Annotated in this window: 25 protein-coding genes; 14 read left to right on the top strand and 11 right to left on the bottom strand. The window is 62.4% G+C overall.

The genetic code is table 11. The annotated features are described in order from the left end of the window. The first annotated feature begins 172 nt into the window (after window positions 1-172). The 10 genes from NKH36_RS21905 to NKH36_RS21860 all read left to right on the top strand — a co-directional run bounded on the left by NKH36_RS21905 (window position 173) and on the right by NKH36_RS21860 (window position 10,153). Window positions 173-1,411: a phosphopentomutase gene (locus NKH36_RS21905; protein WP_352964455.1), complete on the top strand. Its 1,239-nt coding sequence runs from the start codon at window positions 173-175 to the stop codon at window positions 1,409-1,411. Continuing rightward, a complete protein-coding gene (gene mutM / locus NKH36_RS21900; protein WP_352964452.1) occupies window positions 1,404-2,312 on the top strand; it encodes a bifunctional DNA-formamidopyrimidine glycosylase/DNA-(apurinic or apyrimidinic site) lyase in 909 nt (302 codons plus the stop codon). The genes NKH36_RS21905 and mutM overlap by 8 nt, the downstream gene beginning before the upstream one ends. 117 nt (window positions 2,313-2,429) lie before the next feature. After that, a complete protein-coding gene (locus tag NKH36_RS21895; protein WP_352964449.1) occupies window positions 2,430-3,203 on the top strand; it encodes an enoyl-CoA hydratase in 774 nt (257 codons plus the stop codon). A gap of 177 nt (window positions 3,204-3,380) precedes the next feature. After that, a complete protein-coding gene (gene rpsT / locus NKH36_RS21890; protein WP_352964446.1) occupies window positions 3,381-3,647 on the top strand; it encodes a 30S ribosomal protein S20 in 267 nt (88 codons plus the stop codon). A gap of 127 nt (window positions 3,648-3,774) precedes the next feature. After that, window positions 3,775-3,999 (top strand): hypothetical protein, encoded by a 225-nt coding sequence (locus tag NKH36_RS21885; protein ID WP_352964443.1) that lies wholly within the window; start codon window positions 3,775-3,777, stop codon window positions 3,997-3,999. Between the two features lie 485 nt (window positions 4,000-4,484). After that, window positions 4,485-6,029 carry a chromosomal replication initiator protein DnaA gene (dnaA, locus tag NKH36_RS21880; RefSeq protein ID WP_502912087.1) on the top strand — a complete coding sequence of 515 codons (1,545 nt, stop codon included), beginning with the start codon at window positions 4,485-4,487 and terminating at the stop codon, window positions 6,027-6,029. Window positions 6,030-6,326: 297 nt separating this feature from the next. Continuing rightward, window positions 6,327-7,445, top strand: a complete 1,119-nt coding sequence (gene dnaN, locus NKH36_RS21875) for a DNA polymerase III subunit beta (protein ID WP_352964438.1) — start codon at window positions 6,327-6,329, stop codon at window positions 7,443-7,445. Window positions 7,446-7,567: 122 nt separating this feature from the next. Further along, window positions 7,568-8,734, top strand: a complete 1,167-nt coding sequence (recF, locus tag NKH36_RS21870; protein ID WP_352964435.1) for a DNA replication/repair protein RecF — start codon at window positions 7,568-7,570, stop codon at window positions 8,732-8,734. Window positions 8,735-8,911: 177 nt separating this feature from the next. Further along, window positions 8,912-9,667, top strand: a complete 756-nt coding sequence (locus NKH36_RS21865) for a molybdopterin-synthase adenylyltransferase MoeB (RefSeq protein ID WP_352964537.1) — start codon at window positions 8,912-8,914, stop codon at window positions 9,665-9,667. A gap of 3 nt (window positions 9,668-9,670) precedes the next feature. Beyond that, a complete protein-coding gene (locus tag NKH36_RS21860) occupies window positions 9,671-10,153 on the top strand; it encodes a GNAT family N-acetyltransferase (protein WP_352964432.1) in 483 nt (160 codons plus the stop codon). 23 nt (window positions 10,154-10,176) lie between these two features. On the opposite strand, the gene NKH36_RS21855 is transcribed toward NKH36_RS21860, so the two are convergent. Beyond that, window positions 10,177-11,178: a 2-hydroxyacid dehydrogenase gene (locus NKH36_RS21855; protein ID WP_352964429.1), complete on the bottom strand. Its 1,002-nt coding sequence runs from the start codon at window positions 11,176-11,178 to the stop codon at window positions 10,177-10,179. Window positions 11,179-11,335: 157 nt separating this feature from the next. On the opposite strand from NKH36_RS21855, the gene NKH36_RS21850 reads away from it, so the two are divergent. Next, the gene (locus NKH36_RS21850) at window positions 11,336-11,893 is read left to right on the top strand and encodes an SH3 domain-containing protein (RefSeq protein ID WP_352964426.1); all 558 of its coding nucleotides are present in this window, start codon (window positions 11,336-11,338) and stop codon (window positions 11,891-11,893) included. Between the two features lie 61 nt (window positions 11,894-11,954). On the opposite strand, the gene irrA is transcribed toward NKH36_RS21850, so the two are convergent. Then, window positions 11,955-12,386: an iron response transcriptional regulator IrrA gene (gene irrA / locus NKH36_RS21845; protein WP_006337949.1), complete on the bottom strand. Its 432-nt coding sequence runs from the start codon at window positions 12,384-12,386 to the stop codon at window positions 11,955-11,957. A 242-nt stretch (window positions 12,387-12,628) separates the two neighbouring features. On the opposite strand from irrA, the gene fabA reads away from it, so the two are divergent. From fabA to fabI, 3 genes are all read left to right on the top strand, one after another. Continuing rightward, window positions 12,629-13,147 carry a 3-hydroxyacyl-[acyl-carrier-protein] dehydratase FabA gene (gene fabA, locus NKH36_RS21840; protein ID WP_292189593.1) on the top strand — a complete coding sequence of 173 codons (519 nt, stop codon included), beginning with the start codon at window positions 12,629-12,631 and terminating at the stop codon, window positions 13,145-13,147. Between the two features lie 116 nt (window positions 13,148-13,263). After that, window positions 13,264-14,484, top strand: coding sequence for a beta-ketoacyl-ACP synthase I (gene fabB, locus NKH36_RS21835; RefSeq protein ID WP_352964421.1), 1,221 nt, complete (start codon window positions 13,264-13,266; stop codon window positions 14,482-14,484). A gap of 12 nt (window positions 14,485-14,496) precedes the next feature. Beyond that, entirely contained in the window at window positions 14,497-15,309 is an 813-nt protein-coding gene (gene fabI, locus NKH36_RS21830) for an enoyl-ACP reductase FabI (protein ID WP_352964418.1), read from the top strand. Window positions 15,310-15,349: 40 nt separating this feature from the next. On the opposite strand, the gene NKH36_RS21825 is transcribed toward fabI, so the two are convergent. From NKH36_RS21825 to nusA, 9 genes are all read right to left on the bottom strand, one after another. After that, complete coding sequence (locus NKH36_RS21825) at window positions 15,350-16,363, bottom strand: class I SAM-dependent methyltransferase (protein WP_352964415.1); 1,014 nt, start codon at window positions 16,361-16,363, stop codon at window positions 15,350-15,352. A gap of 91 nt (window positions 16,364-16,454) precedes the next feature. Next, a complete protein-coding gene (gene pnp / locus NKH36_RS21820) occupies window positions 16,455-18,602 on the bottom strand; it encodes a polyribonucleotide nucleotidyltransferase (RefSeq protein WP_352964412.1) in 2,148 nt (715 codons plus the stop codon). 414 nt (window positions 18,603-19,016) lie between these two features. Further along, the gene (rpsO, locus tag NKH36_RS21815) at window positions 19,017-19,301 is read right to left on the bottom strand and encodes a 30S ribosomal protein S15 (protein ID WP_407660271.1); all 285 of its coding nucleotides are present in this window, start codon (window positions 19,299-19,301) and stop codon (window positions 19,017-19,019) included. A gap of 168 nt (window positions 19,302-19,469) precedes the next feature. After that, window positions 19,470-20,564: a magnesium/cobalt transporter CorA gene (corA, locus tag NKH36_RS21810; RefSeq protein ID WP_352964409.1), complete on the bottom strand. Its 1,095-nt coding sequence runs from the start codon at window positions 20,562-20,564 to the stop codon at window positions 19,470-19,472. Window positions 20,565-20,608: 44 nt separating this feature from the next. Further along, on the bottom strand, window positions 20,609-21,571 hold the full coding sequence (gene truB, locus NKH36_RS21805) for a tRNA pseudouridine(55) synthase TruB (RefSeq protein WP_352962359.1): 963 nt from the start codon (window positions 21,569-21,571) through the stop codon (window positions 20,609-20,611). Then, window positions 21,571-22,008, bottom strand: a complete 438-nt coding sequence (gene rbfA, locus NKH36_RS21800; protein ID WP_352962362.1) for a 30S ribosome-binding factor RbfA — start codon at window positions 22,006-22,008, stop codon at window positions 21,571-21,573. Before rbfA ends, truB begins: the two co-directional genes overlap by 1 nt. Window positions 22,009-22,131: 123 nt before the next feature. After that, window positions 22,132-24,699, bottom strand: a complete 2,568-nt coding sequence (infB, locus tag NKH36_RS21795; RefSeq protein WP_352964406.1) for a translation initiation factor IF-2 — start codon at window positions 24,697-24,699, stop codon at window positions 22,132-22,134. Beyond that, on the bottom strand, window positions 24,696-25,346 hold the full coding sequence (locus tag NKH36_RS21790; RefSeq protein ID WP_352962368.1) for an RNA-binding protein: 651 nt from the start codon (window positions 25,344-25,346) through the stop codon (window positions 24,696-24,698). The genes infB and NKH36_RS21790 overlap by 4 nt, the downstream gene beginning before the upstream one ends. Window positions 25,347-25,384: 38 nt before the next feature. Beyond that, window positions 25,385-26,980, bottom strand: a complete 1,596-nt coding sequence (gene nusA, locus NKH36_RS21785; protein WP_123147393.1) for a transcription termination factor NusA — start codon at window positions 26,978-26,980, stop codon at window positions 25,385-25,387. Window positions 26,981-26,984 lie beyond the last annotated feature (4 nt).

Genomic DNA, 26,984 nt, shown 5'->3' with positions numbered 1-26,984 from the left:
CTGGGTGCGGCCTGGTCGAACCCAATGCCCGCCGAATGGTGGGGATGACATCGGCACGGTTCGTGTCCACATCTCAACTATCGCGCCAAGCCGTCTGCTTCCGAATTGCCAATGGCGGCGCAGCCCCCTATGTCTGGGGCGGACAGACAAACGATAACAATGAACCCCTGCAATGGCGCGCGCCTTCCTTTTTGTTCTCGATTCCTTCGGCATCGGCGGCGCAGCTGACGCCGAGCGCTATGGCGACACCGGTTCCAACACGTTCGGACACATCGCCAGAGCCTGCGCGGAAGGCCGGGCGGATCGCGAGGGGCTGCGCGAAGGCCCGCTTTTGGTACCCAACCTGCTCTCGCTCGGCCTGGGCCACGCGGCGAACACCGCGACAGGATTCAGCATCGACAGTGGCGGCGAGGCCCAGCTCGCCTCCGCCTTCTATGGCGCGGCGCAGGAGATTTCGAGCGGCAAGGACACGCCATCAGGCCATTGGGAAATCGCCGCCTTGCCGGTCCGCTTCGACTGGGGCTATTTCCCGGACACGGTTCCCGCCTTTCCAGCCGATCTGACGGAAGCGATCATTCGCGAAGGAGAGGTGCCGGGGATTCTCGGCAATTGCCATGCTCCGGGCACCGAGATCATCGAGCGTTTCGGCGAGGAGCATATCCGCACCGGCAAGCCGATCTGCTACACTTCGGTCGACTCCGTCCTACAGATCGCCGCGCATGAAGTTCACTTCGGCCTGGAACGGCTCTACGAATTCTGCAAGGTGGTGCGCAGGCTGGTCGATCCGCTGAACATCGGACGGGTGATCGCGCGGCCCTTCATTGGGGAAACCGCCGCCAGCTTTGAACGGACGCACAACCGCCGGGACTATTCGGTGCCGCCGCCTGAACCGACCCTGCTCGACCGGTTGACGGTGCGCGGCAGCCGGGTCATCGCGGTCGGCAAGATCGGCGACATCTTCGCCCATCGCGGCATTTCGGAAGTGCGCAAGGCCGCTGGCAACATGGCGATGTTCGACAAGGCGCTCGGCGCGATGGCTGACGCGGGCGACGGCGATCTCGTCTTCGCCAATTTCGTCGATTTCGACACCGAGTTCGGTCATCGGCGCGACGTTGCCGGCTATGCCGCCGCGCTCGAGGCCTTCGACCGGCGGCTACCGGAGGCGCTTGCACGGCTGAGGCACGGCGACCTTCTCATCCTCACGGCCGACCATGGCAACGATCCGACCTGGCACGGCACCGATCATACACGCGAACGCATTCCGGTGATCGGCACCGGACCAAGTTTTGGCGGCGACATTGGGCTCAGAACGACGTTCGCCGACATCGGAGAAACCGTCGCCGAGCATCTTGGTTTGGCGCGCGGCCGTCACGGCACCTCTTTCTATGCAACGATAGCCGGTCATGCCTGAGTTGCCTGAGGTCGAAACGGTGCGGCGGGGTCTGCAGCCGGTTCTGGAAGGGGCCCGCATCGCCCGCGTCGAGGCACGCCGGCCCGACCTGCGCTTTCCGTTTCCCGAAAAATTCTTGGAGAGGCTGACCGGCAAGACGATTACAGCGCTCGGCCGCCGGGCCAAATATTTGACGATGCATCTGGAAGGCGGTCCGGTGCTGATCTGCCATCTCGGCATGTCGGGTTCGTTCCGCATCGAAACGTCCGATGACAGCGAAATGCCCGATAGCAGCGCAATGTTGGGCGTGTTTTATCACGAGCGTTCCAAAAGCGCGGTACACGACCATGTCGTCTTCCATATCGTCTCTCCCGAAGGCGCCCGGTCCCGCGTGACCTTCAACGATCCGCGCCGTTTCGGCTTCATGCTGTTTTCCGAAGGGGCGCCCGACACGCATCCGATGCTGGCGGGGCTGGGCGTCGAGCCGACAGGCAATGCGTTGGACGGCGAGCTGCTCGCCTCGCTGCTGAAAGGCCGGAAGTCGGCGCTGAAGGCAGCACTTCTCGATCAGCGGCTGATCGCCGGGCTCGGCAATATCTATGTGTCGGAGGCCCTGTGGCGCGCCGGTCTGTCGCCGTTGCGCGAGGCGGGCTCCATCGCAAAGCCTGAAAAGAAGGCCAAACAGCAGCGCGACGCCCTGGCCGAAGCCATCCGCGCGGTGATCGCCGATGCGATCGCCGCCGGCGGATCGTCGCTGCGCGACTATGTGCAGACCGACGGGTCTCTGGGCTATTTCCAGCATTCGTTCGCGGTCTACGATCGCGAGGGCGAACCCTGCTCCAAGCACAGCTGCGGCGGCCACATAGAGCGCATCGTGCAAAGCGGGCGTTCCACCTTCTATTGCCGGACCTGTCAATTGTGAGCTAGTGCCGGGTGTGAGCTAGTGCCGGGTGTGAGTTGGGTGCCGGGTGTGACCTAGATGCCGAGTGTGAGCTGGACACCAGATGTAAGCTAGATGACCGAGCGAGGAGATACAGTCATGGCCTATGAAACGATCATCGTCGAAACCCGCGGCAAGGTCGGGCTGATCACGCTGAACCGGCCGAAGGCGCTCAATGCGCTGAACTCCCAGGTCCTGGCGGAAATGGTCGCGGCCGTGAACGGCTTCTGCGCGAATGCCGACATCGGCGCGATGGTCATCACCGGCTCCGAAAGAGCCTTCGCGGCAGGTGCGGACATCAAGGAAATGCAGGCGATCTCCTTTGTCGACGCCTATGTGCAGGATTTCTTTGTCGGCTGGGAAGAGTTCACCCGGGCGCGCAAGCCTGTTATCGCGGCGGTGGCCGGCTATGCGCTCGGCGGCGGCTGCGAACTGGCGATGATGTGCGATTTCATCATCGCCGCCGACAACGCCAAGTTCGGCCAGCCCGAGATCACGCTCGGCGTCATGCCGGGCATGGGCGGATCACAGCGCCTGACCCGCTTCGTCGGCAAGTCGAAAGCGATGGATATGTGCTTGACTGGACGGATGATGGATGCGGCGGAAGCCGAGCGTTGCGGCCTGGTGTCGCGTGTGGTGCCCGCCGTCGAGCTGATCGAGGAGGCGTTGAAGGCGGCAGCCAAGATAGCCGATTTTTCGCTGCCGTCAGTGATGATGGCGAAGGAGGCCGTCAACCGCGCCTATGAAACGACACTGGCCGAAGGGCTGCGGTTCGAGCGCCGGCTGTTTCACTCGCTGTTTGCGCTCGATGATCAGAAGGAAGGCATGGCGGCCTTTGCCGAGAAGCGGAAGCCAAATTTCACGAACCGATAGATCGTGACGACAGCGGCAGAAGCGAGTAGCAGCGGCCAAAAAGAAGGCGAAGCAGCGTTGACGCGCCGGAAAAGCTGAACTATAAGCCGCACCAACCGAGGCGGCCCTGTGGCTGCCCGTTTGTTTTTGCGCCCTGCGACATCCCGCATGCGCCCACCAGATCAGAAGAGAGGCATCATGGCCAATACCTCCTCGGCCAAAAAGGCAACGCGCAAGATCGCCCGTCGCACGGCGATCAACAAGAACCGTCGCTCGCGCGTGCGGACCTACATCCGCCAGGTCGAAGAGGCGCTCGCCTCGGGCGATAAGGCTGCCGCGCAGGCTGCCTTCAAGGTGGCGGAACCGGAACTGATGCGCGCCGCGACCAAGGGCGTGGTGCACAAAAATACGGCATCCCGCAAGGTGTCGCGCTTGGCCCACCGACTCAAGGTGCTGTCGGCCTAATATACCTTTACTGATCTTGTCCTCTTCAAGCCCGGCCGCTCGTGCCGGGTTTTTTCGTTTGCCGGCAAGTACTTAAAAAGAAATCTCGCAAACGGACACTCCGCACGATTTCAATGTTGGAAATGCTTTGCCGGCATATACATGCCTGCTGATGGGCGCAGCCGCTGAAAGCGTTCACGGCGAGAATATCAGCTGTCAAAAATCAGCTTTATTTTTCAATAAGTTATTGACGGTCATCCACAGCTTGTTCACATCGGGCGTGGGGGATGGGGAACATTTGCCTGTCAAGAAAATTATTTCAGAAAATTTCGCGCGATGCGGCCTTTTTCATATTCGCCGGAAAAGGGTTTGAATCACAATGGCTTTGTCAAAACATGCCAGTGCAACGCAGGCTCCGAACCGCTCTGCGCTAACCACATTCCTTAAAAATCCGTTAGTCGTGGCCTTGCCCTATCCACAGCGATTTCGTTAATGTCGGTCTATCGAGAGGGACGGGCCGTTGGCCCTTAACCCAGCCTGAATCGGCCAGCAAAAAATGGCAGAATTCGTGACGTGGATCATTTCCGCGTACGGGCTTGGTTTGTCTTTTCGATACGGTAGGGGATTGGCGTAATTGTACATGGCAGATGAATGACGCGCCGGCGTTTCGCCGGGCGGAATTGTATTGCCCTGACATGACCAAAGCGGGCTGGCTCTGAGGAGCCGGCGCCGGATCCCAGGCGACATCATCTGCCGGCGGCGGCGATGGTGTCGCAGCGAAGACACGGTCGCCGGAAACATGGATGCAGGAGGCGCATTCCCGGCGGAAAAAGGTACAAAAGGACAAGGAACTCGATCATGCAGAGCGGCATCGAAAGGGAGCTTACGGGCGACCTCCCATTCCCTGGAACCTTAACCGAAGGGGACGATATGTCGGCTTCCATCGCCGCGGAACAAAAGTTCGACCGGGTCAAGGCCCAGTTGAAGGCGCGTCTGGGAACCGAAGTCTATTCGAGCTGGTTCGGACGCATGAAGGTCGCCGAGGCGTCCCGGGGCATTGTCCGCATCTCGGTGCCCACCGCCTTCCTGCGCTCGTGGATCAACGGCCACTATCTCGACCTCATCGCCGAGCTGTGGAAACACGAGGATCCTGAAATCCTCAAGATCGAGATCGTCGTGCGCACCGCTACCCGCCCGGGGCGAAACGGCGTCGAGCCCGAAGTGGCCCCGGCGCGCAAGATGACCAGGCAAGCGCAAACGGCGCTGGCCGCGGGAACAGCAGGCCCCGGCAGGGTGGAGCGGGTACCGGCACCTCGCCCGGGAATGCCTGCAGAGACCGAATTCCGGCACAACGTGCTCGGTTCGCCGCTTGACCCGCGCTACACGTTCGGCTCCTTCATCGAGGGACCGTCGAACCGGGTGGCCTTCGCCGCCGCCAAAGCGGTGGCGGAATCGCAGTCGAGCGCGGTGCGCTTCAATCCGCTCTTTCTTCACGCGACGGTTGGGCTGGGCAAGACGCACCTGCTGCAGGCGATCGCGGCGGAATCGCTGAAGCAAAATCCGAAGTCGCGTGTCGTCTATCTCACGGCCGAATATTTCATGTGGCGGTTTGCCACCGCGATCCGCGACAACAACGCGCTGACGCTGAAGGAACAGCTGCGCGACATCGACCTTCTCATCATCGACGACATGCAGTTCCTGCAGGGCAAGTCGATCCAGCATGAATTCTGCCACCTGATCAACATGCTGCTCGACAGCGCCAAGCAGGTGGTGGTCGCCGCCGACCGGCCCCCGTCGGAACTGGAATCGCTGGAGCCCCGCGTCCGCTCGCGCCTCAACGGCGGCGTCGCGCTCGAAATGTCGGCTCCGGATTTCGCCATGCGCATCGGCATGCTCAAGCTGCGCCTTGCTACCGCCAAGGCCGATGATGCGTCGCTCGACATCTCGGAGGAGATCCTCAACCATGTCGCTCGCACAGTGACCGGCAGTGGGCGCGAACTCGAAGGTGCCTTCAACCAGCTTCTGTTCCGCCAGTCGTTCGAACCGCAGATCACCATCGACCGTATCGACGAGATCCTCGGCCACATCTATCGTTCGGGCGAGCCGAAGCGGGTGCGCATCGAGGACATCCAGCGCATCGTCGCGCGCCACTACAATGTGTCGAAGACAGAACTTCTGTCCAACCGGCGCACGCGCACCATCGTCAAGCCGCGGCAGGTGGCCATGTACCTGTCGAAGGTGATGACACCGCGCTCCTTGCCGGAGATCGGACGGCGTTTCGGTGGCCGCGACCACACGACGGTGCTGCATGCCGTGCGCAAGATCGAGGATCTTTCAGGCGTCGACAACACGCTGGCGCAGGAGCTCGAATTGCTGAGAAGACTGATCAACGATCAGGCCTGACCGGCCCGAAAAACAAAGCGTGTCGCATTTGGATGGCTGCGACGCGCTTGAAATCTTTGTTTTTATGCATGTCGTTGCCCCAAAACCGCTGCGCACTTTTGGGCGACAAGCATTGGCTTGCGGACTTCGCCAGTTTTATCCCCAGAAAGCCCGCGTAACCGGCCCGAACCGGTAGCGCGGACTTGCGTTTACGGGTTTTTTCCTGTCAGTTTGTGCAGATTCTGAGCCTGTTCAGACCTTTCGCGGGTTGCCGCTTGCCGGAGACCCGCTCATTCATTCAAGTGAGCCTGTTTCGTCATGCGTGTTATCCTGGAACGGTCAAATCTCCTGAAGTCGCTCAACCACGTTCATCGCGTGGTCGAGCGGCGCAACACCATACCGATCCTGTCGAATGTGCTGCTGAGCGCCGAAGGCGCCACCCTCGAAATGAAGGCTACCGACCTCGATCTGGAGGTGACCGAAGCCACGCCCGCCAAGGTCGAGCGCGGCGGAGCGACGACGGTTCCGGCGCATCTGCTCTACGACATCGTGCGCAAGCTCGCCGACGGCGCGGAGGTCATGCTGAAGAGCGACGAGGACGGCAACGCCATGACGGTGACGTCGGGCCGCTCGAGCTTCCGTCTCCAATGCCTGCCGCAATCCGATTTCCCGGAGCTTTCGGCCGGATCATTCTCGCATATCTTCCGGCTCGATTCGGTCGCGCTCAAGGGCCTGATCGAGAAGACCCAATTCGCCATCTCCACCGAGGAGACGCGCTACTATCTGAACGGCATCTACCTGCACACGCATGACGCCGACGGCAAGCTGAAGCTGCGCTCGGTAGCGACCGACGGCCATCGGCTGGCGCGCGCCGAGATCGACGCGCCGGCAGGGTCCGAAGGCATGCCGGGCATCATCATTCCGCGCAAGACGGTCAGCGAGCTGCAAAAGCTTGTCGACGACCCTGATATCGCCGTGACCACCGAGTTGTCCGACACCAAGATCCGTTTCACCATCGGCAGTGTCGTTTTGACCTCGAAGCTGATCGACGGCACCTTCCCCGACTATCAGCGGGTCATCCCGACCGGCAACGACAAGAAGCTGATCATCGACCGCCAGAGCTTCGCTGCCGCCGTGGACCGTGTCTCGACCATTTCGTCGGAACGCGGCCGGGCGGTGAAGCTTTCGATTGGAGAAGGCCAGGTCACGCTTGCGGTCAACAATCCGGATTCCGGCAGCGCCACCGAGGAACTGGCCGCGGACTATTCGTCCGACGCGATCGAAATCGGCTTCAACGCCAAATATCTGCTCGACGTCGCCGCCCAGTTGACCGGCACTGAGGCAAAATTCATGCTGGCGGACGCCGGTTCGCCGACGCTGATCCACGACATGGCCGACGAAACCACGCTCTACGTGCTGATGCCTATGCGGGTCTAATGCATGTCGCGCAAAGTGTGCAGCGGTTTTGCGACACCGACATAAAACAACAACCTAAAGGGCGTCGCATTAGGCCGGTCAAACGCGGCGCGCTTTAGCCCGAACGAGGCCATCTTGCTGTCATGACCGGAGTTGCGAAGCAGCCTGAGCGCGACCAGCAGACTCATATAAGTAAGCTGTCACTTACTAACTTCCGCAATTACGCAACACTGTCGATCGACCTCGACCCCGGCGCCGTGGTTTTTTCCGGTGACAATGGCGCCGGCAAAACCAACCTGCTGGAAGCGATTTCCCTGCTGACCCCGGGGCGCGGCCTGCGCCGTGCACCTTATGCCGACGTGGCGCGTGAAGGAGGGGACGGCGGCTTTGCCATCCATGTCCGGCTCGATGGGCCGGACGGACCGGTCGAGATCGGCACCGGCATTGCAGGCGGCGACGCCGCCGGCGAGAGCGGCCGGCGGGTCCGGATCAATGGCGCGGCAGCGCGCTCGGCGGAGGACATGCTGGAATGGCTGCGCGTCGTCTGGCTGACGCCAGCGATGGATGCATTGTTCACCGGGCCGGCCGCAGACCGCCGGCGCTTCCTCGACCGGCAGGTGCTGGCGATCGATCCGGGCCACGGCCAGCGCGCGCTGGATTACGAAAAAGCGATGCGGGGCCGCAATCGACTGCTCGCCGAAGGCTCGCGCGACGACGCTTGGTTCGATGCGATCGAGACGCAAATGGCTGAAACCGGTGTGGCGATTGCCGCGGCGCGTGCCGAACTGGTGCGCCTGCTCGCCGCCATGATCGACAGGCTGCCAGGCGCGGGTCCGTTTCCGCAAGCCGACATCGGCCTGTCCGGCACCTTGGAAAGCGAAGTCGGCACCACAGCGGCTGTCGATGTCGAGGAGCGGTTCCGCCAAGCGCTTGCCAGGGGCCGCGACCGCGACCGCGCCGCCGGGCGCACGCTCGACGGTCCGCATCGTTCGGATCTCGTGGTGCGGCACCGGCCCAAGGCGATGCCAGCCGAACTGTGTTCGACCGGCGAGCAGAAGGCGCTGCTGGTCGGCATGGTCCTGTCGCATGCTCGGCTGACCGGCGAGATGTCGGGCATGACGCCGATACTGCTGCTCGACGAGATCGCCGCCCATCTCGATGGCGGCCGCCGTGCCGCGCTGTTCTCGATCCTCGAAGAGCTGAACTGCCAGGCTTTCATGACCGGAACCGATGCGGCGCTGTTTTCCAGTCTCAAGGGACGCGCGCAGTTCCTGACCGTCGATCACGGCACGGTTAGCCCAACAGTTTGACTTCTTGGATATCGTTATCCCAAAACTGCTGCACACCTCTGGCCAAGCCCGAGGGCGGGCTTTTTGGGCGACGTGCATTTGAACTTTATGCATGTCGTTATCCCAAAACCGCTGCGCACTTTTGGGCGACGTGCATTGACGCCTGACAAGGTTTTTCTTCCGCTATATGGTCCGGCGATGATCACCACCGCGCTAACCGACGAAGAACTCGAACGCTACGCCCGCCACATCGTGCTGCCCGAGATCGGCGGCGCCGGCCAACAGCGACTGAAGCGGGCGCGGGTCCTGGTCATCGGCGCCGGCGGGCTGGGAGCGCCGGTGCTTGAATATCTCGCCGCCGCCGGCGTCGGCACACTCGGCATCGTCGACGACGACAGCGTCTCCCTGTCGAACCTGCAAAGACAGGTGATCCACGGCACCGATGCTGTCGGCATGGCGAAAACCGACAGTGCCAAAGCGGCCATCGCCCGCATCAATCCCAACGTCGCCGTGGAACTGCACAATCTCAGGCTGACGGCAGACAACGCCCCTGGCCTCGTCGCCTGTTATGACATCGTCGTCGACGGCTCCGACAATTTCGAAACACGTTATGCGGTGGCCGACGCCTGCGCCGCGGGAAAGCGGCCGCTGGTACATGCCGCCGTCGGCCGCTTCGACGGCTCGGTGACCGTGCTGAAACCGTTCGAGACCGGCACGGACGGCAGGCTGAATCCAAGCTATCGCGATCTTTTTCCGGAACCGCCGCCGCCCGGCCTGGTGCCATCCTGCGCTGTGGCCGGCGTGCTCGGCGTGCTGACCGGCGTCGTCGGCACGCTGCAGGCGATGGAGGTGATCAAACTGATCGCCGGCATCGGCGAGCCGCTGGTCGGCCGGCTGCTGCTTTACGATGCGTTGGCCGCGCGCTTCGATACGATCCGCTACAAGAGAAACTAGATCTTGGGCAGTCTGGTTTCCGTCGAGCAGCTTCCGGTCGATTTCGACCGTTGGGACGAGGTGCTGGCGCTGATCATGCGCGCCTTCGCCGCCATGGACGGCGTCATCGATCCGCCATCCTCGGCGCATCGGCTCACGGTCGAAAATCTCCGGGACAAGGCCCGGCAAGAGACTGGCTTTGCGGCGCTGAAGAACGGCAGGATCGTCGGCTGCATTTTTGTTCTGGAGAGGGCCAACGATTTCTATGTCGGAAAGCTCGCGGTCGAACCGGACTTTCAGGGACAGGGTATCGGCAGGCGACTGATGCGAGCTGTCGAGGACCTTGCCCGCAACCGCGGCAAGCCTGCGATCGAGCTTCAGACGCGGATCGAACTGACCGGAAATCACGCGGCCTTTGCCCGGCTCGGCTTTCGCGAAACGGAAAGGCCGGCGCACAAGGGCTATGACCGTCCGACCTCGATCACCATGCGCAAAGTGCTTTCGTAAGCCTCCGCTAACTTACGATGAGCTCACGTCCGCAGTGGCAGTACGCGATCCGGTGGACGGTGGCCATCGAAGAAGGCGCGGATATTGATGATCACTTTCTCGCCCATGTCGATCCGGCCTTCGAGCGTCGCCGACCCCAAATGCGGCAACAGCACGACCTTGCCCTTGGCGGCGAGCTTCAGCAATTTGCTGTTCAGCGCCGGCTCATGCTCGTAGACGTCGAGGCCGGCGCCGGCGATCTTGCCGTCCTGGATCAGCTTGACCAGAGAGTCCTCGTCGATGATGTCGCCGCGCGCTGTGTTGACGATGTAAGCGGACGGCTGCAGAAGCGCCAGCCGCCGCGCCGAAAGCAGGTGGAAAGTCGCCGGCGTCGACGGACAATTGACCGATATGATGTCCATGCGGGCAAGCATCTGGTCGAGGCTTTCCCAGTAGGTCGCCTCCAGCTCGTCCTCGACCGCCGGCAGCACGCGATGGCGGTTGTGATAGTGGATCGACAGGCCAAAGGCCTTGGCCCGTCGGGCGACAGCGGTGCCGATGCGGCCCATGCCGACAATGCCGAGGCGTTTGCCCCAGATACGCCGGCCGAGCATCCAGGTCGGCGACCAGCCAGCCCATTTCTTGTCGCCGGTCAGCACATTGGCGCCTTCCGCCAGCCGCCGCGGCACCGCCAGCATCAGCGCCATGGTCATGTCGGCCGTATCTTCGGTCAGCACATTCGGCGTGTTGGTGACGGTAATGCCCTTCTTCGCAGCTGCGGCCACGTCGATCTTGTCGACGCCGTTACCGAAATTGGCGATCAGCTTGAGGTTGTCGCCAGCCTGAGCGATCAGCGCCGCGTCGATATGATCGGTTATGGTCGGCACCAGCACGTCGGCTTCCTTGACCGCCGCGACCAGTTCCGGCTGTGTCATCGGCCTGTCTTCGACATTCAGCCGGGCGTCGAACAGCTCACGCATGCGGGTCTCGACCGGGTCGGGCAGCTTGCGCGTGATGACGACGAGGGGCCTTTTTCTGCCTACCATTGTTTCCTCGAACCCGACCTCGTTGAGACCTCTTTAACCAAGACAGGCGAAACTGCAGGCCGGTCGCGGTGCCAGTTCTCCATGTAACAAGAGGTTCCGCCGAAGACAAAGAAAAAGGGGCGCCAAGGCCGATGAGCCGGCGCCGAAAGGAATGAAAGTGTCTGGTTTCGCGTCGCTCCGCCTGGCCCTCAGCGCAGCATTTCTCGGCGCTCTCCTTCATTCCCCGCATGTGGCGGCACAGAATGCGGTAGCACCCGCCCAGAGCACAATGCTCGGCCCGAGCGGCCTGCCGCTGCCGCGTTTCGTCAGCCTGAAAGCGGGCCGCGTCAACTCCCGCGTCGGACCAGGCGTCAACTACTCCGTCGACTGGATGTATATGAAGCCCGGCCTGCCGATGGAGATCATCCAGGAATTCGACACCTGGCGTCGTGTGCGCGATGCCGACGGCTCGGAAGGCTGGATCAACCAGTCGCTGCTTTCAGGCCGCCGCACGGCGATCGTAGCACCTTGGCAGCGGGGCAAAGATGCCCGAATCAACCTTCTCGATGACCCGGAAAAGGATGCCAGCATCGTCGCGATCATCGAGCCGGGCGCCATGGGCACGATCAAGTCCTGTGACGGCCAGTGGTGCGAGATGACCTTCAACGGCCACGCCGGCTGGCTCGCCCAGTCGCTTGTCTGGGGCGCCTATCCGGGCGAACGGGTCAAGAACTGACCTCTTTTTGTCGGTTGGGGATCACGCCGAGACGATATCTCGCGGACTCATAAAGCGCGGATCAATCGCAGCGTTTGGGGCGCAGCCTCACCACGATATCGACATTGGCGATCTCCATGCCTTCCGGCGGCTCCGGCAGGTTGGAAACCGTGACAGGACCGCTGGCGATATCGAAGATCCTGTTTTCGCCTTCAATGTAGAAATGATGGTGATCGGAGGTGTTGGTGTCGAAGTAGGTCTTCGACCCCTCGACGGCCAGGATGCGCAGAAGGCCCGCCTGAGTAAATTGATGAAGGGCGTTGTAGACGGTGGCAAGCGAAACCGGCACGCCGGCGGCGATCGCCTCCTCGTGCAGCTCCTCGGCCGACAGATGGCGGTCGCCTTTGGCGAAAAGCAGATCGGCCAGCGCAATGCGCTGACGCGTCGGCCTCAGGCCAGCTTCCCGAACCCGCTTGTCCACAGCGACATTTTCCTTCCGGCAGCCCAGATCCATCTATCCGTCCAAGCTCAAAGTGTTGCCTCAAGACATGCCCAGAATGCCAAAAACCGAACATTGACCGAAACTGGACACCCCCCGACATATATTCTGTCGGCCGAATACGATCAATAGCGCGCATTGACCCAGGCAGACGGGCGGGTTAAGCGCAAACGCCGGTTTCCGGCCGGAAATAGATTGTGTTAGGAAACCAACGACAAGGGCGCGCTACCGCCCGGACGATTACGGGGACGAGATTGATGGCGGTTTCGAAATCCAGCTACGATTACGAAGAACTGCTTGCCTGCGCCCGCGGCGAGCTGTTCGGACCTGGAAACGCCCAGCTCCCCTATCCGCCGATGCTGATGTTTGACCGCATCACCGAAATCAGCGAGACGGGTGGCGCCTTCGACAAGGGTTTCATCCGGGCGGAATTCGACATCAAGCCGGACCTGTGGTTCTTCGCCTGCCATTTCATCGGCAATCCGATCATGCCGGGGTGCCTGGGTCTCGACGCCATGTGGCAATTGACGGGATTCTACCTCGGCTGGCTCGGCGAGCCGGGCAAGGGCATGGCGCTCTCGACCGGCGAAGTGAGATTCAAAGGCATGGTGACGCCATCGGTCAAGAAGGTGGAATATGGCGTGGACTTCAAGCGCGTGATGCGCGGGCGGCTGGTGCTTGGTATCGCCGATGGCTGGCTGAAGGCGGATGGCGAACCCATATACGCAGCAACAGATCTCAAGGTGGGTCTGTCCAAGCAATCGGCAGCCGCCTAACCGGCGCCTCCACAGCGCCGCGAGTCCACGGCACGCGCAGAGGAAGCTGTAGAACTTAATTTGCGCATGATCCTTGTCCGACAAGTTTCGGGCTCATGCGCCGGAAGGAGTTGCGAATGAGACGGGTCGTAGTGACAGGCCTCGGCATCGTGTCGTCGATCGGCAACAATGCCAATGAGGTGCAGGCCTCGCTCCACGATGCCAGATCCGGCATCAGCTTCTCCGATTCCTTCGCCGAACACGGTTTCCGCTGCCAGGTCTGGGGGGCACCGACGCTCGACCCCTCCGCGTTGATCGATCGTCGCGCCATGCGCTTCCTGTCGCAAGGTGCGGCCTGGAACCATGTCGCCATGGACCAGGCTATCGTGGACGCCGGACTTGGCGAAAACGACATCACCAGTGAGCGCACCGGCATCGTCATGGGATCGGGCGGACCATCGACCCGAACCATCGTCGAAGCCGCCGAAACCACGCTCAAGAACGGCAGCCCCAAGCGCATCGGCCCGTTCGCCGTGCCGAAGGCGATGTCGTCGACCGCTTCGGCCACACTCGCCACTTGGTTCAAGATCCACGGCGTCAACTATTCAATCTCTTCGGCCTGCTCGACCTCGGCGCATTGCATCGGCAATGGCTACGAACTGATCCAGTGGGGCAAGCAGGACATGGTCTTCGCCGGCGGTCATGAGGATCTCGACTGGACGATGTCGGACCTGTTCGACGCGATGGGCGCCATGTCCTCCAAGTTCAACGACCGGGCATCGGCCGCCTCGCGCGCCTATGATGTAGATCGCGACGGCTTCGTGATTGCCGGCGGCGCCGGCGTGCTGGTCCTGGAAGAGCTCGAGCACGCCAAGGCGCGCGGCGCAAAGATCTACGCCGAGGTCGTCGGCTATGGCGCGACCTCCGACGGCTACGACATGGTGGCCCCCTCTGGCGAAGGCGCGGTGCGCTGCATGCGGCAGGCGCTGGCGACGGTCTCTTCGCCGGTCGATTACATCAACACGCATGGCACCTCGACGCCGGTCGGCGACTCAAGGGAAATGGGCGCGATCCGCGAGGTGTTCGGCGAAAAGATGCCTTTCATCACCTCGACGAAATCGCTGACCGGCCATTCGCTGGGTGCGGCCGGTGTGCAGGAATCGATCTACTCGATCCTGATGATGCAAGGCGGCTTCATCGGCGAAAGCGCCCACATCGAGCAGCTCGATCCGGAATTCGAGGGCATGCCGATCGTGCGAGAGCGCATCGACAACGCCAGGATCGACACCGTTTTGTCCAATTCGTTCGGTTTCGGCGGCACCAACGCAACGCTGATTTTCCAGCGCTATTCCGCATAAGGATTGCCCACCATGAACGGATTGATGAAGGGCAAGCGCGGGCTTGTCATGGGTGTCGCCAACGACCATTCGATCGCCTGGGGCATCGCCCGGAAACTGTCCGAGCATGGGGCAGAACTCGCCTTCACCTATCAGGGCGAAGCCTTCGGGCGCCGGGTCAAGCCGCTCGCCGACAAGCTCGGCTCCTCGCTGGTCGTGCCTTGCGACGTCGAGGACAGCGCATCGGTTGCCGCTACCTTCGAGACCTTAGGCGAGGCCTGGGGCGGGCTGGACTTCGTCGTCCATGCCATCGGCTTTTCCGACAAGAACGAATTGAAGGGCCTTTACGCCGACACCAGCCGCGACAATTTCGTCCGCACCATGGTCATCTCCTGCTACTCCTTCACCGAGGTCGCCCGTCATGCCGCCGCGCTGATGAAGGGCAGCGGCTCGATGATCACGCTGACCTATGCCGGTTCCGTCCGCGTCATGCCGAATTACAACGTCATGGGCGTCGCCAAGGCCGGGCTGGAAGCCAGCGTCCGCTATCTCGCCAACGACTACGGCCCGCGCGGCATCAGGGTGAACGGCATATCGGCCGGACCGGTGCGGACATTGGCGGGCGCGGGGATTTCCGACGCACGCCACATGTTTTCCTACCAGCAGCGCAACTCGCCGCTGCGCCGTACAGTGACCATCGACGAAATCGGTGGTTCCGCGCTCTACCTCCTGTCCGACCTGTCGTCGGGCGTCACCGGCGAAATCCACTATGTCGATTCCGGCTACCACATCGTCTCGATGCCGGCGCTCGACGAGTTGAAGCGGACCGACACCGGCCGGGAATAATTCGGCCCGTAGAAGATGCCTTGGTCCGGTGAACTCCGCCTTAGCGGCGCGCCGCGAGAACCTTGAACATGCCGTCGCGGGCGATCTCGGCATGGCTGGAGAAGGCGGCCGCCAGCACCGGCTCGTAGGGAAGCTGGCGGTTCGCCACCATGAACAGCCGCCCACCCGGCTTCAGCGCCTTTGCCGCGGCGCGGATCATGCCGGCGCCGATCTCCGGCTCGGTCGCGCGGCTGCGATGGAAGGGCGGGTTCATGACGATGGCATCATAGCGCCGCTCGACCGGCTCGCTCAAAAGATCGATCCAGAAGAAATTGGGCTCCGACGCTGTATTGCCGATATTGCCTTTCGCCGCCTCCAGCGCATCGAACTCGGCCTCGTAGAGATCGAGCGCCGATATGCCAGGTGAGCGGGTGGCGACCTCGGCCGCCATATAACCCCAGCCGGCGCAGAAATCGGCAACGCTGCCACGCAGGTCTCGGGGCAGGTTGTCCACCAGCAATTTCGAACCTGTATCGATCTTGTCGAAAGAGAACATGCCTGGCGCGGTGCGAAACCGGGCCTCGAGCAGAAGGGTTGGATTGGCGGCGCGAAGCGCTGCCGCGACCGCAGCGTCGGCCGGTCGACGGAACCAGAAGGCGATGCCGTGATGTTTCGGCAATTGGCCGTCGAGCGGCACAAGCTCGCCGATGCGCTTGCGCAGGCTGGCAATGCCATCGTCCTTGGCGCCGGCAACGATAATCGATCCGCCCGGCCTCACACGCTCAATCGCCTCAGCGATGCGCAATTCGTTTCGCCCGCGATGACGGCCGGCAAGCACCAGTGCCGCATCGAAACCTTCGCCCTCCAGGCGCGGCGTGACCGTGAAGCCCGACCCCTGCAGCGCGCGAAAATGCGGGCGGAAGCCTTGCACCAGATGCAGTGCTGCATCGAAGCCTTCGGGCAGGCGGAAGCCCGGTTCAGCGCCGAGAAATAGGACACGCTCGCCCTTATGCGGCAAAGAGACAGCTTCGGCCTCGAACGGGTGGAACAGTGTCTTCAGCGGCTCGGCGGACATTTTTCGATCTCGAAGTGCAGCTTGATTGCTTTGAAAATGAAAACGGGCGCGACCTTCCGGCGCGCCCGCTTCGATTGTATCGTCAGATCGCTCAGGCGGCGTCTTCTTCGCCTTCGGCTTTCTTGTCACGGGCGATTTCCTTGCCCGTGGCCTGGTCAACGACCTTCATCGACAGGCGGACCTTGCCGCGCTCGTCGAAGCCCATCAGCTTGACCCAGACCTTGTCGCCTTCCTTGACGACGTCAGAGGTCTTGGCGACGCGATCATTAGCGAGTTGCGAGATGTGGACGAGGCCGTCACGCGGACCGAAGAAGTTGACGAAAGCGCCGAAGTCGGCGGTCTTGACGACCGTGCCCTCGTAGATCTCGCCGACTTCTGGCTCGGCGACGATGGTGTGGATCCACTTTTTCGCTGCCTCGATCTCCTTGGCGTTGGACGAAGCGATCTTGACCGTGCCGTCGTCCTCGATGTTGATCTTGGCGCCGGTCTTTTCGACGATCTCGCGGATAACCTTGCCGCCCGAGCCGATCACGTCGCGGATCTTGTCGGTCGGGATGTGCATGACCTCGATGCGCGGCGCGAATTCGCCGAGTTCGGAACGCGCGCCGGAGAGCGCATGGCCCATTTCGCCGAGGATATGCTGGCGGCCGTCCTTGGCCTGGTCCAGCGCGATCTTCATGATCTCCTCGGTGATGCCCTCGATTTTGATGTCCATCTGCAGCGAGGTGATGCCGTTCGCGGTGCCGGCAACCTTGAAGTCCATGTCGCCAAGATGGTCCTCGTCGCCAAGGATATCAGAGAGCACCGCGAAGCGCTCGCCTTCCTTGATCAGACCCATGGCAATGCCGGCGACCGGCTTGGCCAGCGGCACGCCGGCATCCATCAGCGCCAGCGAGGTGCCGCAGACAGTGGCCATCGACGACGAACCGTTGGATTCGGTGATCTCCGAGACGACGCGCAGCGTATAGGGGAACTGGTCGGCGCTCGGCAGCATCGGTCGGATCGCGCGCCAGGCGAGCTTGCCGTGGCCGATTTCGCGGCGGCCGGGCGAACCCATGCGGCCGGTTTCACCGACCGAATAGGGAGGGAAGTTGTAATGAAGGAGGAATTTCTCCTTGTACATGCCGGTCAGCGAATCGACATACTGCTCGTCCTCGCCAGTGCCGAGCGTGGCGACGACCAGCGCCTGGGTCTCGCCGCGGGTGAACAGCGCCGAGCCGTGGGTGCGCGGCAGGACGCCGACTTCGGAGACGATTTTGCGGACCGTCTTCAGGTCACGGCCATCGATGCGCGAACCAGTGTCGAGAATGTTCCAGCGCACGACCTTGGCCTGGAGCTCCTTGAAGACGGTGCCGATCTGCTCGGAGGTGTATTTTGCCTCCTCGCCTTCGGCAGGTGCGAACGCAGCCTTGACCTTCGCCTTGACGGCGTCGACGGCGGCATAGCGCTTCTGCTTGTCGGTGATCTTGTAGGCATCGCGAAGCTCGCCTTCGACGATCTTCAGCATCTCGGCTTCAAGCGCCGAATAGTCCGGCGCGGTGAAGTCACGCGGTTCCTTGGCAGCGACCTCGGCCAGCTTGATGATCGCGTCGATAACCGGCTGGAAGCCGCGATGACCGAACATGACGGCGCCGAGCATCAGATCCTCGCCGAGTTCCTTGGCTTCGGACTCGACCATCAACACGGCGTCGGAGGTACCCGCAACAATCAGGTCAAGCTTGGATTCCTGCATCTCGTCGACATGCGGATTGAGCACATATTCGCCGTTGATGTAACCGACGCGGGCGCCGCCGATCGGACCCATGAAAGGGACGCCGGACAGCGTCAAGGCCGCCGAGGTGGCGACGATCGACAGGATGTCCGGGTCGTTTTCGAGATCATGCTGGACGACGGTGACAACGATCTGCGTGTCATTCTTGTAACCGTCGGCGAAGAGCGGGCGGATCGGACGGTCGATGAGACGGGAGACCAGTGTTTCCTTTTCGCTCGGACGGCCTTCGCGCTTGAAATAGCCGCCCGGGATCTTGCCGGCGGCATAGGTCTTTTCCTGGTAGTTGACGGTCAGCGGGAAGAAATCGAGGCCGGGCTTCGGTTCCTTCATCGAAACAACGGTGGCGAGAACCTTGGTTTCGCCGTAGGTGGCGAGCACCGCGCCGTCAGCCTGGCGTGCGATCTTGCCGGTTTCGAGGATGAGCGGGCGACCGCCCCATTCGATTTCCACTTTATGGTGATTGAACATGTCTTGTCCTTCATATGCGGAAAGAGCCGCGCCGTTTCACTGTGCGCGAATGCCCCTTCCCTTGGCTTCGTTTCTCGGGCAGCCACGGGCAAGACAACGGGAAGCTCGGGTTAAATCCGGCGCGATTGCCGCGCGAGCGTCCTGCAATCCTGCCCCATGGCCGTCCATGGGCGGTTTCGAATGGCCCTGTGGTATTTCGAAACCGGGTCTGGCCAATCGATCCGACTGGCCTCACGCATGATCCCGAAAACCACGGCGTTCGGAAAGCACCATGCGCAAATTCAAACTTTCAGAGCGTCCCTTTGTGCGTCCAAATCGACGCGCGACGCTCTACTTCTTCATTGGAGCATTGGACTGATCCGATGCTCCAATGCGCGACCGGCGGGCTCTCGAAAGAACCCGCCGGTCAATTCGTCAACGGCGCAGACCGAGCTTCTCGATCAGCGTCTGATAACGCGCGTCATCCTTACGCTTGAGATAATCAAGCAGGCTGCGGCGCTGGGAGACGAGAGCAAGCAGACCACGGCGGGAATGGTTATCCTTCTTGTGGTCCTTGAAATGGTCGGTCAGGTTCTTGATGCGCTCGGAAAGGATGGCCACCTGGACTTCCGGAGACCCGGTATCGCCCTTGGCGGTTGCGAATTCACCCATCAATTCTTTTTTGCGCTCGGCAGTAATCGACATCGTGTTTTTCCTTATCTGTTTGAGGAAACGGGACGCCCTCGGCCGGGATGTCGTCCAGCAGGGGCCGGTACAAGCAACATGTCATTGCACGATGCTGCGGCGCATATAGTGCAATTCCCCAGAAAACACCAGCCCAATTCACAAGCCGGCTTTTTGCTGCACAAACGAAGATTTCCCCTTCCGCTAAAGCCATTTCTTCCATCTGAAGAAGGCGATAAGCCCAATCGCGACAACGGCCATGAACACGAGCGCCGCCGGATAGCCGTATTGGGCCTTCAGCTCCGGCATGTTCCATGGCGAGGTTTCGGGGTCGAAGTTCATACCCCACACGCCAGCGAGAAAGGTGAGCGGGATGAAGATCACCGAGACGATCGTCAGATAGCTGATGACATCGCTGGTGCGCGCCTGGCTCAGCGACAGATGCATCTCGATCAGACCGGTCAGCATGTCGCGCTGGGTCTCGACCAGTTCGATGAGCCGAAGCGAGTGATCGAGCGTGTCGTTCAGGAAGATCTTGGTCTCGGGCTTCACGTAGGACACGTCGTTGCGGATCAGCGTCGCCAGCGCATCGCGCATCGGCCAAAGTACCCCCTTCAGCACATTGGCGTCGCGCCGCAACTCGTGAAGCCGCCGCATCTGGTGCTTGTCCGCCGCGCGCAGCATCTGGTCCTCGATGCTGTCGACCAATTCGCCGGCAGCCTCGATCGGTGGGAAATAGCTGTCGACGATGGCGTCGATCAGCGCATAGGCGAGATAGTCTGCGCCGCGTGTGCGCAACCGGTTGGGCATCGAGCTTTCGATGCGCTTGCGCACGGGATCGAACGGATCGCCTTCGCGCTCCTGGAAGGTGACGACGAAGTTCCTGCCAAAGAAGACGGCGATCTGCTCGTAACGATGCGCTGTGACGTCGTCGATCATCCTGACGACGACGAAGGCATGGTCCTCAAAGAAATCCACCTTCGGCCGCTGGCCGGTGTTGACGACGTCTTCCAGCGCCAGCGGATGCAGGCTGAAAATCCGGCCGATTTCCTCGATCAGCGGGATGTTGGCGAGACCGGTGCAATCGAGCCAGATGACCGGCCACGCGTCGCAATGAGCGCTGACGTCGTCGACGCTGGCATTTTCGATTGTCTCGAATGTGTCGGGCGACATCAGCGTCAGTCGCAGTTCGCTGCGCCGCGCCGCCGGGTCGGCGATCAGCGTGCCCGGTGATGCGCCGACCGGCGGCCGCCGTGCTGTCACCGGCGCCCGCTTCTGGATCGTCTCGGCCTTTGCCATGTGCCCCTCGGATGCTGCGTCTGATCGAGATTAGACGACGGGACTCACCCGGCAAAGACCCGCTTCGGCTTGAACATGCCTTGCTCGATGGCGCCGATGGCGACCAGCTTGCCGCGCGCCGTAGCGCAGGCTTCCTCGGCTTCCACCGGCGCGTCGCGGCCACGGATAATGACCGGATTGCCGAGGCGGATTTTTGTTGCAGCGTCGTCGCTGATCGCGATCTGCGGCAGGCAGTCGAGCGCGGCTGATGTGTCGACCAGAAGCGCATCGATGGCGTCGAAGTCGACTGGCACCATGTCCGCTGAATCCGAATCTTCATCGCCCTGTTCGCCGAAGCGGGCGGCTTCCAGCTCGGCGAGGGTGACAAAATCTTCCTGCGTGAACGGCTCGACCTCGATGCGGCGCAGTTCGGCGATGTGGCCGAAACAGCCGAGGTCGCGGCCCATGTCGCGGGCCAGCGAGCGCACATAGGTGCCCTTGCCGCATTCGACCTCGAAAATGGTGCGATCAGCATTGTGCTCGATCAGGTCGAGACGGCCGATCTCGACTTCCCGCGCAGGGATGTCGATCGTCGCGCCGTCGCGGGCAAGGTCATAGGCGCGCTCGCCTGCGATCTTGATGGCCGAAAACTGCGGCGGCGTCTGCATGATGACGCCGGTGTATTTCGGCATCAGCAAAAGCACATCGGCTTCAGCCGGATGCTGGTCGGAGCTTTTTGTCACCGGCCCTTCGAGGTCATCGGTCGAACGCTCCTCACCCCAGGCTACTGTGAAGCGGTAGACCTTGGCGCCATCCTGGACATAGGGCACGGTCTTGGTCGCTTCGCCGAGCGCAATCGGCAGCATGCCGGAAGCGAGCGGGTCGAGCGTGCCGGCATGGCCGGCTTTTTCCGCCTGGAACAGCCATTTGATCTTGGAGACGGCTTCGGTCGAACCCATGCCGACGGGCTTGTCCAGCACCAGCCAGCCGGAGATCGGCCGGCCCTTCTTCTTGCCGCGACGCGCCACTATTTTTCGTCCTTGTCGTTGTCTTTATTCTGGTCGTCAATCTGGGCATCTGTGCCGAGATCGCGCGCCACTTCGGGCGAGTGCAGCAATTCGTTGATCTTCTGGAAATTGTCGTAGCTGGTGTCGAGCCGGAAGCGGAATTCCGGCATGTACTTCATCTGCCGGAGCGCGCCGGAAACGCGGCCGCGCACAAATTTCGCATGCTTGTTGAGCGTCCCGACCACGGCATCGGGATCACTGGCGCCAAGCGGCGAGACGAAGGCGGTGGCGATCTTCAGATCGGGCGACATGCGCACTTCCGAGACCGAAACCACCGAATTCTCGATCAGCGGATCGAGGATCTCGCCGCGCTGCAAGGTTTCCGACAGCGCGTGGCGCACCTGTTCGCCGACGCGCAGCATGCGCTGGGATGGACCTGACGTGGTTGAACGGGGCATTTTTCTCTATCCTGAAATCGTGAAGCGCGGGATGGGACCGCGCCGCATGTTTCATATGTTTGGGCGGCGGTCTTTCGACCACCGCCCGGTCTCAGTAGATGCTCGAACTCAAGATGCTCGAACTCAGAGCGTCCTGGTTACCATCTCGACGCGGAAGCACTCGATGACGTCGCCGACGCGCATGTCTTCGTAGTTCTGGAAGGCCATGCCGCATTCCTGGCCACCCGGGACTTCCGCAACTTCGTCCTTGAAGCGCTTCAGGGTCTTCAGCGTGCCTTCGTGGATGACGACATTGTCGCGGATCAGGCGAACGCCCGCACCGCGCTCGACCTTGCCTTCGGTGACACGGCAGCCGGCAATCTTGCCGACCTTGGTGATGTCGAAGATTTCGAGGATCTCCGCATTGCCGATGAAGGTCTCGCGACGCTCCGGCGACAGCAGGCCGGAGAGCGCCGCCTTCACGTCATCCACGAGGTTGTAGATGATCGAGTAGTAGCGGATCTCGATGCCTGCCGCCGCGGCAGCCGCGCGCGCCTGCACATTGGCGCGGACGTTGAAGCCGATGATCGCGGCACCTGAGGTTTCCGCCAGCGACACATCGCTTTCGGTGATGCCGCCGGCGCCCGCATGGACGATGCGCGCACGCACCTCGTCGGTGCCGAGCTTGTCCAGCGCCGCGTTGATTGCCTCGATCGAGCCCTGCACGTCACCCTTGATGACCAGCGGGAATTCCTTCAGCCCGCTCGTCTGCAGTTGCGACATCATCTGTTCGAGCGAACCACGCTGGCCGGCATGCTTGGCCACCGCCTTCTCGCGCGCCAGACGCTGGCGGTATTCGGTGATCTCGCGGGCGCGGGCCTCGTTGTTGACGACGGCGAAGCGGTCGCCGGCCTGCGGGGTTCCCTGCAGACCGAGCACCTCCACCGGCATCGCCGGCGGCGCTTCCTTGATTTGTCCGCCGCGGTCGTTGACCAGCGCGCGCACCCGGCCCCATTCGTTGCCGGCAACGAGGATATCGCCGGGCATCAGCGTGCCGGTCTGGACCAGCACGGTAGCGACGGGACCGCGGCCCTTGTCGAGTTGGGCTTCGATGACGACGCCCTCGGCAGTGCGGTCCGGATTGGCCTTCAGGTCGAGGATTTCGGCCTGCAGCAGGATCGCTTCGAGCAGCTTGTCGAGATTGGTGCCCTTGGTCGCCGACACTTCGACGTCCAGCACCTCGCCGCCCATCGATTCGACGAAGACTTCGTGGCGAAGCAGTTCCGAGCGCACCTTCTGCGGGTCGGCGTCATGCTTGTCGATCTTGTTGATCGCCACGATGATCGGAACGCCGGCCGCCTTGGCATGGCTGATCGATTCGATGGTCTGCGGCATTACGCTGTCGTCGGCCGCCACCACGAGGATGGCGATGTCTGTCGCCTGGGCGCCGCGGGCGCGCATCGCCGTGAAGGCGGCGTGGCCGGGCGTGTCGATGAAGGTGATCTTGTGACCGTTCTTCTCGACCTGATAGGCGCCGATATGCTGGGTGATGCCGCCGGCCTCACCGGATACGACATTGGCATTGCGGATGGCATCGAGCAGCGACGTCTTGCCGTGGTCGACATGGCCCATGATGGTCACCACCGGCGGACGCGGCTCGAGATCTTCGGGACGATCGGCGATGTTGAAGAGGCCTTCCTCGATGTCGGACTCGGCGACACGGCGAACCGTGTGGCCGAATTCGGTGGCGACCAGTTCGGCCGTGTCGGCGTCGATGACGTCGCCCGGCTTCAGGATCTGACCCTGCTTCATGAAGAATTTGACCACATCGACGGCGCGCTCGGACATGCGCTGCGCCAGTTCCTGGATGGTGATGGTTTCGGGCAGTATCACTTCGCGCATGACTTTCTCGCGCGGTTCATTATGCAGCGCGCGCTTGAATTTTTCCTGACGCCGACGCATCGACGACAGCGAACGCGCTCGCGCATCCTCATCGGAAAGTGCGGCATTCAGCGTCAGCTTGCCGCGGCGGCGATCTTCCTCACCCTTGGTCGGCTTGGCCGGACGCGCCACTTCGGGCGTGACCGGACGGCGCACCGGGGCACCGGCGCCGGTCCGCTTCGGCTTGATGTCCTCGTCGTCGACTGTCGCCAGTTCGGCGGCCAGCGGCGCGCGGCGGCGCGCCTCTTCCTCGGCACGCCGGCGGGACTCGGCCTCGGCCTGCAGCCGGGCTTCTTCCTCGGCCTGGCGGCGCGCGGACTCCTCGCGCTCGCGACGGCGGCGCTCTTCATCCTCGGCGCGGCGCTTGGCCTCGTCGATGGCGCGCTGGCGATCCTCGACGTCGCGCACCTTCGAACCCTCAAGGGCCCGGCGGCGCGCCTCCATCTCATTGCGCGACAATTCGTTCAGCACCATGCCGCCGCGTTCGACAGGCGGCGGAGGCGGAGGCGCCTTGGGCGCTTCCTGCACAACGGGCGCTGCCGCGACCGGCGGCTTCGGCGTGAAGACGGACACAGGGGCAGCAGCCGGCTCCGGCTTGTCGCCGGGCAGCGAGAACTTGCGCTTCTTGGTCTCGACCACGACCGCCTTGGTGCGGCCATGCGAGAAGCTCTGGCGCACGGTGCCCTGTTCCATACCGGGGCGCTTCAGCGTCAAGGTCTTCTTCGGCGTAACACTCAACGTCTTGTCGTCGCCCGATTTCGTATCGCTCATTCCATATCCTCTGCGGCATCATCTTCGTCAGCAACGGCCGCAAGCATTGCCAGATCGTCCGGGGAACCGCCCCGATACCGGTCGAGCGCAACCATGCGCTTCTGGACCGCCCTGCCCGCGTCTCCCGCGAGGACGGCAGCATGTATCACATTTGTACCCCCCAATGCCAAGCTCAACTCGGCCTCGGAGAAAAGTTTGTAGGCGTGGATAGCGGGGCCGCCGAGGTGGACGGTTGCCCGTCGCGCCTGGCTGATCTTACGGACGCCGTCATCTGACGCTTCGGTCGCGTGCAACACGAAACGCGCCAGCCCACCACGCACCGCGCTCTCGACCTTGGTGGCGCCGAGCGCGATCGCGCCTGCCTTGCGGGCAAGACCGAGCATGCCCAGAGCGTATCTGGAAAGCAGCCCGTCGACCATGCCGCCGAGATCGGTCGGCACGGTCACCTGCGCCTTGAAGGCGCGAGCGAACAGGTTCTTCGCTGCGGCCTTTTCGATATGTAGGCGGTCGGCCGTCACCCAGCAACCGCGGCCGGGCAGGTTTTTCTTGATATCCGGAACGACGGCCGAATCCGGACCGACGACGAAACGGATCAATTCATCCGGTTCGGCCTGTCTGCGCGTGACGATGCAAGTGCGATCGTTCATCTCGTCCAAGGGCGGGTTGTGTGCGATGCGGTTTCACCTCACGCACCAACGGCTTCGTCAGCCGTCACGTCTTTGGCTGCAAGCTCGTCTTCGGTGATCCAGCCGGCCTTGAGGCGGGCAGCCAGAACCATCTGCTCGGCATCGGCGCGCGACACGCCGTGACTGGCGAGCACGCCCGGGAACACCTTCGTCTCGCCGTCCTTGCGTTCCTTCCAGCCAGTCAGGTCATCGGCCGCATAGCCGGCGAAATCCTCGATCGTCTTCACGCCGTCCTCGCCGAGCGTCACCATCATGGCGGTGGTTACGCCAGGAATCTCACGCAGCTCGTCCTTGACGCCCAGCGCCTTGCGCTTCTCGTCGTGCTCGGCTTCGATCTTCTCCAGATACTCGCGGGCGCGGGCCTGGATTTCCGAGGCGGTGTCCTCGTCGAAGCCGTCGATAGACGCGATCTCGTCGGCATCGACATAGGCGACTTCCTCGACGCTGGTGAAGCCTTCGGAGGCGAGCACCTGGCCGACCATCTCGTCGACGTTGAGGGCATCCATGAACAGGGCCGAACGTTCGACGAACTCCTTCTGGCGGCGCTCGCTCTCTTCCTGCTCGGTCAGGATGTCGATATCCCAGCCGGTGAGCTGCGAGGCGAGGCGGACGTTCTGGCCGCGGCGGCCGATGGCCAGCGACAGCTGGTCGTCCGGCACCACGACCTCGATGCGTTCGGCGTCCTCGTCGAGCACGACCTTGGCGACTTCCGCCGGCTGCAGCGCGTTGACGATGAAGGAAGCGGCCGAAGGCGACCACGGAATGATGTCGATCTTCTCGCCCTGCAATTCGCCGACCACCGCCTGAACGCGGCTGCCGCGCATGCCGACGCAGGCGCCGACCGGATCGATGGAACTGTCACGCGAGATGACGGCGATCTTGGCGCGCGAGCCCGGATCGCGGGCGACCGACTTGATCTCGATGATGCCGTCATAGATTTCCGGCACTTCCATGGTGAACAACTTCGCCATGAACTGCGGATGGGTGCGCGACAGGAAGATCTGCGGGCCGCGCTGCTCGCGGCGCACGTCATAGACATAGGCGCGGACGCGATCGCCATATTTGTAGTTTTCGCGGGGGATCAGCTCGTCGCGTCGGATGATCGCCTCGCCGCGGCCGAGATCGACAATGACGTTGCCGTATTCGACGCGTTTGACGGTGCCGTTGACGATCTCGCCGATGCGGTCCTTGTACTCGTCATACTGGCGGTCACGCTCGGCCTCGCGCACCTTCTGCACGATGACCTGCTTAGCCGACTGGGCCGCGATCCGGCCGAAATCCATTGGCGGCAGCTGTTCAGCAATGAAGTCACCGAGCTGGGCGTCGGGATTGCGCTCGCGCGCCGAGGAAATGGCGATCTGCGTCGCATAGTCGTCGACCTTCTCGACCACTTCCATCAGCCGCTGCAGCTTCATCTCGCCGGTATTCGGATTGATGTCGGCACGGATGTTGGTTTCCTGGCCATAGCGCGAGCGCGCCGCCTTCTGGATCGCATCGGCCATGGCGGCGATAACGATCGACTTGTCGATCGACTTTTCACGTGCGACCGCATCGGCGATCTGCAGCAGTTCAAGCCTGTTTGCGCTTACAACCATCGTT

Origin of the sequence: Mesorhizobium sp. M1312 (assembly GCF_040318115.1) — a bacterium.
Classification (GTDB): domain Bacteria; phylum Pseudomonadota; class Alphaproteobacteria; order Rhizobiales; family Rhizobiaceae; genus Mesorhizobium.
The sequence above is the reverse complement of the archived record's forward strand: the minus strand, read 5'-3'. Positions and strand labels throughout refer to the sequence as shown.

Coding starts and splice junctions, on each gene's coding strand:
- corA (WP_352964409.1), bottom strand. CDS start 20,564: ATGGCAAAGGCCGAGACGATCCAGAAGCGGGCGCCGGTGACAGCACGG.
- fabA (WP_292189593.1), top strand. CDS start 12,629: ATGGCGGTTTCGAAATCCAGCTACGATTACGAAGAACTGCTTGCCTGC.
- mutM (WP_352964452.1), top strand. CDS start 1,404: ATGCCTGAGTTGCCTGAGGTCGAAACGGTGCGGCGGGGTCTGCAGCCG.
- NKH36_RS21905 (WP_352964455.1), top strand. CDS start 173: ATGGCGCGCGCCTTCCTTTTTGTTCTCGATTCCTTCGGCATCGGCGGC.
- dnaN (WP_352964438.1), top strand. CDS start 6,327: ATGCGTGTTATCCTGGAACGGTCAAATCTCCTGAAGTCGCTCAACCAC.
- irrA (WP_006337949.1), bottom strand. CDS start 12,386: ATGGATCTGGGCTGCCGGAAGGAAAATGTCGCTGTGGACAAGCGGGTT.
- dnaA (WP_502912087.1), top strand. CDS start 4,485: ATGCAGAGCGGCATCGAAAGGGAGCTTACGGGCGACCTCCCATTCCCT.
- nusA (WP_123147393.1), bottom strand. CDS start 26,980: ATGGTTGTAAGCGCAAACAGGCTTGAACTGCTGCAGATCGCCGATGCG.
- NKH36_RS21855 (WP_352964429.1), bottom strand. CDS start 11,178: ATGGTAGGCAGAAAAAGGCCCCTCGTCGTCATCACGCGCAAGCTGCCC.
- NKH36_RS21790 (WP_352962368.1), bottom strand. CDS start 25,346: ATGAACGATCGCACTTGCATCGTCACGCGCAGACAGGCCGAACCGGAT.
- fabI (WP_352964418.1), top strand. CDS start 14,497: ATGAACGGATTGATGAAGGGCAAGCGCGGGCTTGTCATGGGTGTCGCC.
- NKH36_RS21895 (WP_352964449.1), top strand. CDS start 2,430: ATGGCCTATGAAACGATCATCGTCGAAACCCGCGGCAAGGTCGGGCTG.
- fabB (WP_352964421.1), top strand. CDS start 13,264: ATGAGACGGGTCGTAGTGACAGGCCTCGGCATCGTGTCGTCGATCGGC.
- infB (WP_352964406.1), bottom strand. CDS start 24,699: ATGAGCGATACGAAATCGGGCGACGACAAGACGTTGAGTGTTACGCCG.
- NKH36_RS21865 (WP_352964537.1), top strand. CDS start 8,912: ATGATCACCACCGCGCTAACCGACGAAGAACTCGAACGCTACGCCCGC.
- NKH36_RS21825 (WP_352964415.1), bottom strand. CDS start 16,363: ATGTCCGCCGAGCCGCTGAAGACACTGTTCCACCCGTTCGAGGCCGAA.
- rpsT (WP_352964446.1), top strand. CDS start 3,381: ATGGCCAATACCTCCTCGGCCAAAAAGGCAACGCGCAAGATCGCCCGT.
- pnp (WP_352964412.1), bottom strand. CDS start 18,602: ATGTTCAATCACCATAAAGTGGAAATCGAATGGGGCGGTCGCCCGCTC.
- recF (WP_352964435.1), top strand. CDS start 7,568: ATGACCGGAGTTGCGAAGCAGCCTGAGCGCGACCAGCAGACTCATATA.
- rbfA (WP_352962362.1), bottom strand. CDS start 22,008: ATGCCCCGTTCAACCACGTCAGGTCCATCCCAGCGCATGCTGCGCGTC.